Annotated in this window: 9 protein-coding genes; all 9 read left to right on the forward strand. The window is 31.5% G+C overall.

Translation table 11 applies throughout. The annotated features are described in order from the left end of the window. The first annotated feature begins 10 nt into the window (after nt 1-10). Nucleotides 11-706 (forward strand): hypothetical protein, encoded by a 696-nt coding sequence (locus ASE40_RS13685; protein WP_057117620.1) that lies wholly within the window; start codon nt 11-13, stop codon nt 704-706. Nucleotides 707-730: 24 nt separating this feature from the next. Then, complete coding sequence (locus ASE40_RS13690; protein WP_057117621.1) at nt 731-1,672, forward strand: energy transducer TonB; 942 nt, start codon at nt 731-733, stop codon at nt 1,670-1,672. Between the two features lie 157 nt (nt 1,673-1,829). Continuing rightward, nucleotides 1,830-2,096, forward strand: a complete 267-nt coding sequence (rpsO, locus tag ASE40_RS13695; protein WP_057117622.1) for a 30S ribosomal protein S15 — start codon at nt 1,830-1,832, stop codon at nt 2,094-2,096. 176 nt (nt 2,097-2,272) lie between these two features. Continuing rightward, the gene (locus ASE40_RS13700) at nt 2,273-4,417 is read left to right on the forward strand and encodes a polyribonucleotide nucleotidyltransferase (RefSeq protein ID WP_057117623.1); all 2,145 of its coding nucleotides are present in this window, start codon (nt 2,273-2,275) and stop codon (nt 4,415-4,417) included. Between the two features lie 181 nt (nt 4,418-4,598). After that, nucleotides 4,599-5,342: a hypothetical protein gene (locus ASE40_RS13705; RefSeq protein WP_128414975.1), complete on the forward strand. Its 744-nt coding sequence runs from the start codon at nt 4,599-4,601 to the stop codon at nt 5,340-5,342. Next, nucleotides 5,343-8,129 (forward strand): TonB-dependent receptor domain-containing protein, encoded by a 2,787-nt coding sequence (locus tag ASE40_RS13710; protein WP_057117625.1) that lies wholly within the window; start codon nt 5,343-5,345, stop codon nt 8,127-8,129. A 4-nt stretch (nt 8,130-8,133) separates the two neighbouring features. Then, nucleotides 8,134-9,360: a DUF4249 domain-containing protein gene (locus ASE40_RS13715; protein ID WP_057117626.1), complete on the forward strand. Its 1,227-nt coding sequence runs from the start codon at nt 8,134-8,136 to the stop codon at nt 9,358-9,360. Nucleotides 9,361-9,375: 15 nt separating this feature from the next. After that, the gene (locus ASE40_RS13720) at nt 9,376-11,166 is read left to right on the forward strand and encodes a hypothetical protein (RefSeq protein ID WP_057117627.1); all 1,791 of its coding nucleotides are present in this window, start codon (nt 9,376-9,378) and stop codon (nt 11,164-11,166) included. A 134-nt stretch (nt 11,167-11,300) separates the two neighbouring features. Next, complete coding sequence (locus ASE40_RS13725) at nt 11,301-12,620, forward strand: hypothetical protein (RefSeq protein ID WP_057117628.1); 1,320 nt, start codon at nt 11,301-11,303, stop codon at nt 12,618-12,620. Nucleotides 12,621-12,637 lie beyond the last annotated feature (17 nt).

Below are 12,637 nucleotides of genomic sequence, written 5' to 3' on the forward strand. Positions count from 1 at the left end.
ATAGAACTGAATGAAAAGAAACATATTCCTTTTTTTGCTTCTGATAATTTCAGTTAGTCTGTCTGCACAAATTAGCATGGTCTCAAAAAAAATCTTTTTAGACTCGTTAAATCAGGAATGCACACCCGACAATTACAGCTATACGAGAGTAATTACCAATTATTCGCAAAAAAGCATGCGATATGTCGTAACTGATTTCTATAAAAATGGACGAAAGAAGATGACTGGCGCTACTTTAGACCGTGATGTTCTAAAAAAAGACGGAGAGTTTATTTACTATTACAAAAACGGAGCCAAGGAAGCTGTTGTTAATTATACTGACGACCACAAAAATGGCAAGGAAATTAATTGGTACGAAAACCAAAGTAAAAAATCTGAGAAACATAATATTTGGGATCCAAAAACAAAGAAATCTCAAACCTTAATTCTTAATTGCTGGGATGAAGATAAAAGCCAAACCGTGACTGACGGAAATGGAGAATATGAGGAAACAGATAAGTTTGTATCACAAAAAGGAACGATTAAAGATGGACTGAAACAGGGTTCTTGGCAAGGAAACGACCTATTGCACAAAACGACTTTTGTCGACAATTATGATAAGGGGATTTTAACTTCGGGAATAAGTGTTGATGAAAACAATGTGAAAACCACCTATTCATCATTAACTGAAAAACAGAATACAAAAAACGTTAAGAAATTAAAATAAGAAATATATACTAGCCAACATTCAATGAAAAAAACTCTTCATTTACTTTTTTTAATATTTCCAATCTGGATTTTTTCGCAAAACACATCAGATAAAATCATTTATTATGATTCGATTGGAAAAGATGTTTCAAAAGAAAATCACATCTCTTACAGAATTATAAAAGACTATTATACGGAAAAAGATTTATATCAAATTAAAGATTATTATAAGTCTGGTGTATTAAAAATGGAAGGGAATTCTAAGACAAAAGATGGATTTTCCAAAGAAGGTAAATTTGTCTACTACTACGATAATGGAAATAGAAAAAGAGAAGAAAATTACTTTAAAGGAAGACTAAAAGGCAGCTTCAAGGAATGGTACGAAAATGGAAATCCAAAGTTAGAAGGAGAATATTTTCAAGATGAAAAAACACTAAGCTCTGATTTTAGAATGGATAATTATTGGAATTCTAAAAACGAGCATTTAGTTGTTAATGGAAATGGAAATTATGATGAAAATGACAAAGAGGTTATTGTCAAAGGAAAAATAAAAAACGGCTATAAAGATGAAATCTGGACCGGAACTAATAAAAAACTAAATTATAGTTATATCGATATTTACAAGAAAGGAAGGTTTATCTCTGGTAAAAGCACCGATTCTTTAGGAGTTGAACGTAAATACGATGTTTTAGAGGTAAGACCATTACCCAAAAAAGGAGTCAACGATTTTTATAAATTCATTGGGGATAATTTTGTAAAAACAAAAGAAGCTGTAAATAATAAAGTAGCTGGGAAAATAATCGTACAATTTATAATTGCAAAAGACGGAAAAATTGTTGAGCCAAAAATCTTAAAATCATTAGGATACGGACTGGATGAAGAATTAATCAGAGTTATTACCAGCTATGAAAACTGGAATTCAGGACAACAAAGAGGCGTACCCGTTAGAGTGCAGTATTCGATACCTATAACAGTAACAAATTAGTAAAATGACAAGGTAGCAAATTACTCAAAAAACAAAAATCAATATTCTATTTTTAGATTCTTGTATTTTTTTTTGATTTTTCTGTTTTTTTAATCTAATTTTGCACCGTCTTACAAAAGATGTATGACATACATAAAAATCATTAAATAATATTGGAATGTATTTAACTAAAGAAAAGAAAGAAGAGATTTTCGCACAACACGGTGGTGCAACAAACACTGGAAGCGCAGAAGGTCAAATTGCATTGTTCACTTACAGAATTGCTCACTTAACTGAACACTTGAAAAAAAATCGTCACGATTACAACACTGAGCGTTCTCTTGTACTATTAGTAGGTAAAAGAAGAGCTTTGTTGGATTACTTGAAAAAGAAAGAGATCAACAGATATCGTGAGATTATCAAAGTATTGAATATCAGAAAATAATCAATATATAAAAGAGGTGCGAAAGTGCCTCTTTTTGTTTTTACAATTACAACTGCTTACAAGCATATTACAAGAAAAAAAGTTTGGTTTTTCATTGGGTTTTAGATAACAACAACTACACACAACAACACTACAACACAACTAAAACCCATTGTATAATCAAAAGGAAAAAATTTATGATTCCACAATTATTTGTAGAAAAAATCGATTTAGGTGATGGCAGAAGCATCACAATCGAGACAGGACGTTTAGCTAAACAAGCTGATGGTTCTGTAGTAGTAAGAATGGGCGACACAATGATTCTTGCAACAGCAGTTTCAGCTCGCACTTCTAACCCAGGCGTTGACTTTTTACCATTAACGGTAGATTACCGCGAAAAATTTGCTGCAGCAGGTCGTTTCCCAGGAGGTTTCTTCAAAAGAGAAGCACGTCCAAGCGACAGCGAAGTATTAACAATGAGATTAGTTGACCGTGTTTTACGTCCGCTTTTCCCAGATGACTACCACGCTGAAACACAAGTTATGATTCAATTAATGTCTCATGACGAAGAAGTTATGCCAGATGCATTAGCTGGTTTAGCAGCATCTGCAGCATTAGCAGTTTCAGATATTCCTTTTTATAACTTAATTTCTGAAGTACGTGTTGCACGTATTGACGGGAAATTCGTTATCAACCCTAGTAGAGAAGAATTAGAAAAATCTGATATCGATATGATGATTGGAGCTTCTATGGACTCTGTTGCAATGGTTGAAGGTGAGATGAAAGAAATCTCAGAAGCAGAAATGGTAGAAGCTATCAAATTTGCTCACGAAGCTATTAAAGTTCAAATTGTTGCTCAACAAAAATTAAGAGCTGCAATTGGTTCTCCAGAATACAGAACTTACGAAGGTGAAATCGAAGACGAAGCTGTTTACGCAAAAGTAAAAGCTGCTGCTTACGATAAATGCTATACAATTGCACAAGAAGCTTCTGGAAAAAGTGAAAGAGGTGAGAAATTTGCAGCTGTAAAAGAAGAAGCTAAAGCTTTGTTTACAGAAGAAGAATATGCTGAAAATCCAGATTTAGCTGGTTTAGTAGGGAAATATTTCTACAAAACAAACAAAGAAGCTGTTCGTAATGTTATCCTTGAAAAAGGAATTCGTTTAGACGGAAGAAAAACTACAGAAATCAGACCAATCTGGTGTGAAACTGATTATTTACCAAGAGTTCACGGATCTTCTTTATTTACACGTGGAGAAACTCAAGCTTTGGCAACTGTAACTTTAGGAACTTCTAGAGAAGCAAACCAAATCGATTCTCCATCTGAACAAGGTGAAGAGAAATTCTACTTACACTATAACTTCCCTCCTTTCTCTACTGGTGAAGCAAAACCATTAAGAGGAACTTCAAGAAGAGAAGTTGGTCACGGTAATTTAGCTCAAAGAGCATTAAAAAACATGATTCCTGCAGATTGTCCTTATACAATTCGTATTGTTTCTGAAGTTTTAGAATCTAATGGTTCTTCTTCTATGGCAACAGTTTGTGCTGGAACAATGGCTCTTATGGATGCTGGGGTTCAAATGGTAAAACCAGTTTCTGGAATTGCTATGGGATTGATTACTGATGGTGAGAAATTTGCTGTTTTGTCTGATATTTTAGGTGATGAAGATCACTTAGGAGATATGGACTTTAAAGTAACTGGAACTGCTGATGGTATTACAGCTTGTCAAATGGACATCAAAATTGATGGATTACGTTATGACATTATGGAACAAGCTCTTAACCAAGCTCGTGACGGACGTATGCACATTTTAAGTAAATTAACTGAAACTATTGCAGCTCCAAGAGCTGACGTTAAAGCACATGCGCCAAAAATCATCACAAGAACTATTCCTGGAAACTTTATTGGAGCATTAATTGGACCTGGTGGAAAAGTAATTCAAGAATTACAAAAAGCTACTGGAACAACTATCGTTATTAATGAGGTTGATGAGCAAGGTGTTATCGAAATCTTAGGTACAGATCCTGCTGGTATTGAAACCGTATTAGCAAAAATTGCTTCTATTACTTTCAAACCACAATTAGGAGAAGCTTACGAAGTAAAAGTTATCAAAATGCTTGACTTTGGAGCTGTAGTAGAATATACTGCTGCACCAGGAAACGAAGTATTACTTCATGTATCTGAACTTGCTTGGGAACGCACTGAAAACGTTGCTGACGTAGTTAAAATGGGAGATGTTTTCCAAGTAAAATACTTAGGAGTTGATCCAAAAACTAAAAAAGAAAAAGTGTCTAAAAAAGCACTTGTTCCTAGACCTCCACGCGAGGACAAAAAAGAGTAATCAGATCTTAGTTTACTAAAGGTTTATTCATAGAAAACCCCAATTCATTAACTGAATTGGGGTTTTTCGATTTAATAATATAATGTTTTTATTACATTTTAACACTTTTGCGTGATTTTTATAACATTTTTTTTAATACTTTTGAAGCCAATCATCCAAAAAACAATAAACCACATTTCCTTTGAAAAATTATCAAAAAAAAGCTATTTATCTTTTGATATTTGGCACCTTCTTAAACATATCGTATTTACATTCACAATCTGTTGAAAAATCATCATTATACGATTATTTCGATGAGGCAGTCGGAAAAGACAATTTAAATATTAATAACGGAATTGTTCATAGCGAACCCTTTCGTCCATTAGCTGGAAAAAATAGATATTATACAGAAGAGTTTAATCTGGGCGATATTAGTTATGAAGGTCAGATTTACTCAAATGTTAACTTAAAATATGATATTCTGCTGGATCAAGTTATTTACAAGCAGAATGGTTCTTCAGAAAATTTACCTATAAATTTGATCACGCAAAAGGTTGATTATTTCTTTATTAAAAATAAAAAATTTGTCAACTTAAAAGAAGAATCAGTTAAATTCCCTTCACTTATAAAAGGCATTTACGAAGAAACATATGTTGGCGATAATGTTTCTCTTTATACCAAACATTTCAAAGAAAAGGTAAAGTCGCTTCAGTCCGATGTTGTTTACTACAATTACATTTATAAAATCAACTATTTTATAAAATACAAAAACTATTTCTATAAGGTAGAATCCGAAAAAGATTTTAAGAAAATCTTCCCAGATTATAAAAAGGAAATAAATGGTATTTATAAAACAGACAAGAAATTAGAAGATTCCAATAAAAATCAATTTATGGAAAATCTAACGAAACAAATCAATGGTCTTTTAAAAAAAAGCTCTAATTAAATGAAAAAAATTACTCTTATATTATTTTTAATAGCCTTTCAACAAATAATTTATTCTCAAGTAATTAGTGACAAAATAACCGTTGAATTTAAGAATGCCAATATAAAAACTGCTATACAAGATATCGAGAAAGTATCATATTACAAATTCTATTTTGATGAAAAATGGTTTGAAAACGATAGTGTTTCAATAACAAAGCAATATAAAGAAGTTCGAGTTGGTGAAGTTCTAGAAGATGTTTTTCAGAATACAAGCTTTAACTTTTATATTTCTGAAAATAAAATTATCGTAACCAATAACAGCATTATTTATAGTCAATTACCTGACGATTATTTTGGAATTCCTCTTGAAAGAGATGAAAATGGTCAGATGACGACCCCAATATTTTATCAGCAATATGATTCTATAAAGAAAACAAATTCAAGAAATCCTAACAAAAACGTTAGAGACCTTATTCTGATTGGTAAAGAGGTAAAAAATCAGAAAAAGAAAGCAACTTACACTATTACTGGATTTGTAAAAGGTGGAAAAAACAATTCTGGTCTTGCAAACGTTATGGTAAAAGTTCCTAATTCGGAATTTTCTGCTACTACCGATAAAAAAGGGTATTACAGCCTTCAAGTTCCAGGAGGTTTAAATGTTCTTGAAACCGATAGCTTTTCATATAACAAAGTCACTAAAAATATAATGGTTTATAATGACGGATCTTTAAACTTTTCGTTGACAGATAATGTAAACCAATTGGATGAAGTCCTCATTAAAACAAATAAAAGTAAGGCCGCAAAATCTGCCATTACGGGTGTAACAACAATTGATTCTGAAGGAATTAAAAATGTGCCTTTGGTTCTTGGTGAACGCGATATTTTAAAAGTTGCTTTAACAATGCCTGGAATAAAAACGGCTGGAGAAGGATCTTCTGGTTTCAATGTTAGAGGTGGTAAAGAAGATCAGAATTTATTCTTACTAGATCACGCGACTCTTTATAATCCATCACATTTCTTTGGCTTTTTTACAGCGTTAAACCCTTATACAACCAAAAAAGTAGATATTTATAAAGGAAGCATTCCTGCTGAATTCGGAGGAAGATTATCATCTGTTTTTGACATTACTTCAAAAAGCGGTAATGTAGACAAATTTCAGGGAGAAGGCGGTATTGGTCCCGTAACCAGCAATTTGATGCTTTCTACACCTGTTGTAAAAGGAAAATCAAGTTTAGTTGCTGGAGGAAGAGCTACCTATTCTGATTGGATTTTAAAAAGCTTAGATGACGAGAAGTTAAAAAACAGCCAGGCATCATTCTATGATTTCATCTTAAAATACAATCATAAAATAAATGCTAACAACGATATCGAATCTACACTTTATTACAGCCATGATAAATTTAGCGTATCTTCAGATTCATTATACAAATACAGCAACAGATTAGCTACATTAAAATGGAATCATACTTTTAACGAGAAAAATAAAGGTTCATTAATCGTAACTAATAGTGAATACAAATTCAACATTGATTATCAATCTGAAGGAGTAGATAATTTTGATTTTGGGTATAAAATTGATGAAACTCAAGCAATGTTAAAAATGACTTATTTATACAATCAAAAACATAAGTTCAGCTATGGTCTTTCAACAAAATTGTACTCTGTTGACCCGGGATATTTAAATCCAACAAATCCGCAGTCGACTTTAATTCCAATTGATGTTGAAACAGAAAGAGGTTTAGAATCTGCAGCATATATTGGTGACAACTTTAAAATAAGTGATAAGTTTTTACTTGATTTTGGTTTACGTTACTCGACTTTTGCTGCCTTAGGAAAATCTACTCAAAGAATTTACGAACCGAATGCACCTATTAACGATGCTACAGTAATTGAAACCAAAACATACGGCAAAAATGAGGTAATTAAAAGATACGGCGGACTTGAACCTAGAATTGCTGCTAGATATTTCTTGACGGATGACTTTTCTGTGAGAGCAAGTTATGATAAAACATATCAATACATTCATTTACTCTCTAATAACACAACTCAGTCTCCAACCGATATTTGGAAACTTTCTGATTTGAATGTTAAGCCAGAAAGTGCTCAGCAAGTTTCTTTAGGTTTATATAAAAATTTAAAAGATGGTGATGTTGAACTTAGTTTAGAAGGATATTACAAAAGATCTAAAAACATTTTAGACTATAAAGTTGGTGCCGAATTGTTACTTAATGAAAACATTGAAACTGAACTTTTACAAGGAGAAGGGAAAGCTTATGGCATAGAAGTTTTAGTAAAGAAACAAGTAGGCAAATTAAACGGATGGCTTGGATATACCTATTCGAGATCTTTAATAAAACTAGACAGTCAGTTTCAGTCAGAAAAAGTAAATAACGGAAAATATTTTGCTTCTAATTTTGATAAACCGCATGACTTTAGCGCTGTTTTAAACTACAGAATTACAAAACGTTACAGTTTTTCTAGTAACTTTATCTATCAAACAGGAAGACCAATTACATATCCTATTGGAAGATATGATTATGGTAATGAACAATACACTGTATATAGTGATCGTAATAAATTTAGAATTCCAGATTATTTCAGACTTGACATTGGTTTGAACATCGAAGGAAATCACAAAATCAAAAAGTTAGCACATAGCTTTTGGAATATATCTGTTTATAATGTATTGGGACGCAATAATCCTTATTCAGTATTCTTTGTTACAAAAGAAGGACAAATTAAAGCCTATAAAACATCTATTTTCTCTATTCCAATTCCAAGTATTACATACAATTTCAAGTTCTAAAATCATGAAAAATTTCATATATAAAATCTCTCTTTTCGTAATTCTGGCGGTTGCTGCCAGCAGTTGTACTGAACAATATGTTTTTCAGAATAATGATTTTGAAAGTGCTCTTGTCGTAGAAGGAACTATTACTAATGAACTTAAAAATCAAACTATAAGACTTTCTCAAGTTTATGAGCTTGAAGAAACTGGTCCAAAACTAGAAAAAGGTGCCAATGTTTCTGTTTCTGACGATCAAGGAAATGAGTATCAATTTGAAGAAAAAGATACATTATATGCATCTATTACTCCTTTTAAAGCAGAGCCAGGAAGAAAATATCAATTGAAAATTAGAACAAGTGCTGGAAAAAATTATACTTCTGACGAACAAGTTTTAACAACTGAAACCAAAATTGATAATTTAACTGCAACTGTCGAGAATGTTAAAGGAGAAAGAGGTGTACAAATTAATGTAAACAGCTATGACCCTAGTAATACTTCAAAATATTACAGGTATGAATATGTAGAAACGTACAAAATTGAATCTCCGTTATGGAGTCCATTTGAAACTTCGATAGTAAATGTTCCTGCTGTCCCTGCAAATCCAGAGTTAGGAACGCCAGCAATGCCTGCAAGAGAAGATATTCTTGTAAGCCTTAGAACAAAAGAGACTAAAACTTGCTTCTCAACAAAAAAATCGGACGAAATAATTTTAAATAACACAAATAGTCTTAGTGAAGATAAAGTTAATTTTCCTGTACGCTTTATTAGTAATCAAAACTATATAATCACTCACCGTTACACTATTTTTGTAAAACAATATGTTCAAAATTTAGCAGCCTATACTTATTATAAAACTTTAAGAGATTTATCGAGCTCAGGAAGTGTTCTTTCACCAAAGCAACCTGGTTTCTTCTATGGAAATATAAAGTCTGTAGAGAATCCAACAGAAAAAGTGATTGGATTTTTTGAAGTATCTTCAGTTTCATCAGATAGGATCTTCTTTAATTATGCAGATTTATTCCCTAAAGAGCCTCTTCCTCCCTATTATGAAAGTGATTGTAATGTGAGACAATTTGTAGATTGTTTAGGAGACCCTCCTTGCAACGGAACTCAATTACGTTCTGCAATTTTAAGCCGTTATTTAGTTCATTTATCTTCTAGCGGTTCATCATATTCTATGGTTAAAGCAGCATGTGGTGATTGTACAACGTTTTCATCTAATATCGTTCCTCCTTTTTGGATAGATTAATACTTTTTAAATCTCATGAAACACCTTTCTATACATAATAAAACTAATATTCTTGACAGAATTAAACAATTGACACTTTTGATCTCTTTGTTAATTCAAGGCACATTTGTATTTTCTCAGAATTCGCAAAACAAAAATGCCGTACCTAGTATCTCAGATCAGGAAACTATTTTTCTGCACTCAAACACTACAACATTTTTGACTGGAGAAACACTTTTCTTCAAATTATACTGTCTGAATCCGCTGAATAATAAAACGAGCCAAATAAGTAAAATTGCTTATGTTGAACTTATTGACAGCGAGAAAAAGTCACTTCAAAAAAATAAAATATATCTGGACAACGGGATCGGAAATGGTGAATATTTCATCCCTACAACCTTAAAAACTGGAAATTATAAAGTTATCGCCTACACCAAATGGATGTTGAATAATGTAAATTCTCAGAAACATGAAATAGATATTTTCATCATAAATCCATTTCAAACTCAAGAACCAAATGATAATATTACTTTTGATATTCCTGATCCAACGAAAAAAACTACTGCAATTCAGAACATAAATTCTAATTCAGGAAATGACAAAAGAATTGATTTTGAGTTTGATAAAGAAAGTTATTACACAAGAGATAAAGTCAATTTAAAATTAAAAACTTTAACTGATGCAAATGAAAAAGGGAACTATTCTGTTTCAATTCGAAAAATAGACCAAATTCCGACCATAAAACAACTTACAGCTTCAGAATTTGCTAAAAAATCAGCCGAAAGCTACGTTAATACGCCAAACACTTTTAATTATATTCCAGAAATTAGGTCTGAGCTAATTACTGGAAGCATTACATCAAATACAAATCGCGATGTAAGCAACAAATCGATTGCTTTATCTCTACCTGGAAAAGAATATGTATTAAAAATTGTTAGAACAAATGCTCAAGGAAAATTTGCTTTCTTATTAGATCAATTTCCGAATTTCCCAAATGCAATATTGCAGGTATTGGATGATAAACAAAATGATTTCGTAATCAATTTAGATGCATTTCCAAAGTTTGATACTTCTTCTTTGCAATTCACATCTAAGCTTAATTTGTCTCCAGATCTGAAAAAAGATATCGAAGAAAGATCTACTGCAAGCCAAATTCAAAATGCTTATTATCAAATTAAAAAAGACAGCTTAGTTACAGAAGCCGTTATGAATCCTTTCTTTAGTACAGTTGAAAAAACATATGTATTAGATGATTATACTAGATTTCCAACTTTAAAAGAAAATATAGTTGAAGTCATTATAGAACTTTATTACAGAAGAAATAATGGCAAATACCAGCTTCACGTTAGAAATCTACAAAAAGATTTAGAAATTTATGGTCCGCCATTGGTTCTTGTTGATGGATTATTGATTCAAGATCCGAGTGATCTTTTTGATTACAATATGGCTAATGTAAATAAAGTAAGCTTAATTACAGAACCTTACGTTTATGGTCCGAATTTGTATGGTGGTTTGGTTAGTTTTGAAACCAAAGACAACGAATTCTCAGTTAACTATGCGAAGAAATATTTAAAGACAATGGAAATTCAGCGTCCAAATCCTGAAAAAGTTTACAATAATCCCGATTACTCAGCTGGAAATAAATTACAAAGAATTCCAGATTACAGATATCAATTGTTATGGAAGCCAAATATTAAATTAGAAACCAAAGAAGATAATTTATCATTTTATACTTCTGATATAAAAGGAGATTTTGAAGTCGTTTTAGAAGGCTTTACCGAGAGTGGACAGCCGATATATATTTCAAAAAGCATTACAGTAAAATAATATTTCTCTTTTTATATAAACCTATAAAAACCTTAATCAAACTAGTTTTGATCAAGGTTTTTTTTTATTAATTCTCACGCAACCTTTTTTACTTATTGAGACTATAGTATAAAACCAAGCTAAAAGTCACTACAATGAAAAACTTTAAGGAAAAAACAGCGGTAATTATATTTTCTCTTTTTTTTATTTTTGGATGTTCTGAATTTCAAGATAATCCACACAAAGCCTTTAATTTAGATTCTGGAGAATTTGGCAAATTGATAGAAAAAGATTCTGAATTGTATAACACTTTGCAGAAAACAACATCAAAAAAAACGCTTCAAGAAGGAGAAGCACCTCCATGTGTAGAATTTATTTACCCGTTAAGTTTAAAAGTTTACGATCGCAATCAAAATCCGATCGGCATAAAATATATTTTAAGCGATATAGAATTTAGTAAAATCTTGGATAATCTTTCTACAGATCAATCTTTAAGCATTAGTTATCCTATTTCAACTACTTTAGCAGATAACACGGTTTATTCTGTAAACAATAATACAGAATTAAGCATTGCCCTTAAAAACTGTACTAGAGAAGATATTATAGCTTATTGCAACGGATTAATTTCTCCTCCACTAGACAGACCATTAGATTATTACTGGAAAGTAACTTATTCTCAAACTCTAGAAAACACTTATTTAAGCGGTAGATTTTTGATAAATTCAAATGGTACTTTAGTTTTTTACTTCAATAATCAAGAATACAACGGAAACTGGTTCTTTTTATTTGTAGATGATAAGCTGCATATCAACATAAAATTAGACGGCCAATCAGAAACGGCAAAATATTGGAGTATTGATGGAGCAGTAGAAATGAACGGCACTAATATTACAATTAAAATAGCAGACAAAAACATAAAATTACAACTCATATACGAAACAAAAAACAACTATAAAATAGGAGATACAGGACCTGCAAAAGGAATTGTTTTTTACGACAAAGGTAAATACACTTTTGGATGGCGCTATATAGAAGTTTCAAAAAATGATTTAAAAGATTCAGAATGGGGATGTGCGGGTTCAGCAATTTCGACAGCGAGAAATCCTGAAATAGGAAGCGGCTATTTTAATACTGCACAAATTATAAATTATCATGATCTTCTAGCCAATTATTACACAAATCCAGCGGTCTGCAATAGTATTAATAACGGAAGTCTTCTCGCCAAAGATGTGATATTATTTAATCAAGACATTTATGACGATTGGTTCATACCATCTTATGGCGAACTAGAATTAATCTATAAAAACTTATATTTAAATAATTTAGGCAATTTTACAAATTCAAATTATTGGAGTTCAACAGAAGCCGATCAAAATTCGGCATTTACAATAAGCTTTAAAACAGGAGAAAAAATTACAACTCCTAAAATTCCAGAAAAAAATAGTACCAAAGCCAGAGCTGTAAGATACTTTTAGAATTCTGAATAAGCGGC

Origin of the sequence: Flavobacterium sp. Root935 (genome assembly GCF_001429295.1) — a bacterium.
GTDB lineage: Bacteria > Bacteroidota > Bacteroidia > Flavobacteriales > Flavobacteriaceae > Flavobacterium.

Bases quoted from the DNA above. Each gene is read 5' to 3' on its own strand.
- ASE40_RS13685 (WP_057117620.1), top strand. From the start codon at position 11: ATGAAAAGAAACATATTCCTTTTTTTGCTTCTGATAATTTCAGTTAGT.
- ASE40_RS13690 (WP_057117621.1), top strand. From the start codon at position 731: ATGAAAAAAACTCTTCATTTACTTTTTTTAATATTTCCAATCTGGATT.
- rpsO (WP_057117622.1), top strand. From the start codon at position 1,830: ATGTATTTAACTAAAGAAAAGAAAGAAGAGATTTTCGCACAACACGGT.
- ASE40_RS13700 (WP_057117623.1), top strand. From the start codon at position 2,273: ATGATTCCACAATTATTTGTAGAAAAAATCGATTTAGGTGATGGCAGA.
- ASE40_RS13710 (WP_057117625.1), top strand. From the start codon at position 5,343: ATGAAAAAAATTACTCTTATATTATTTTTAATAGCCTTTCAACAAATA.
- ASE40_RS13715 (WP_057117626.1), top strand. From the start codon at position 8,134: ATGAAAAATTTCATATATAAAATCTCTCTTTTCGTAATTCTGGCGGTT.
- ASE40_RS13720 (WP_057117627.1), top strand. From the start codon at position 9,376: ATGAAACACCTTTCTATACATAATAAAACTAATATTCTTGACAGAATT.
- ASE40_RS13725 (WP_057117628.1), top strand. From the start codon at position 11,301: ATGAAAAACTTTAAGGAAAAAACAGCGGTAATTATATTTTCTCTTTTT.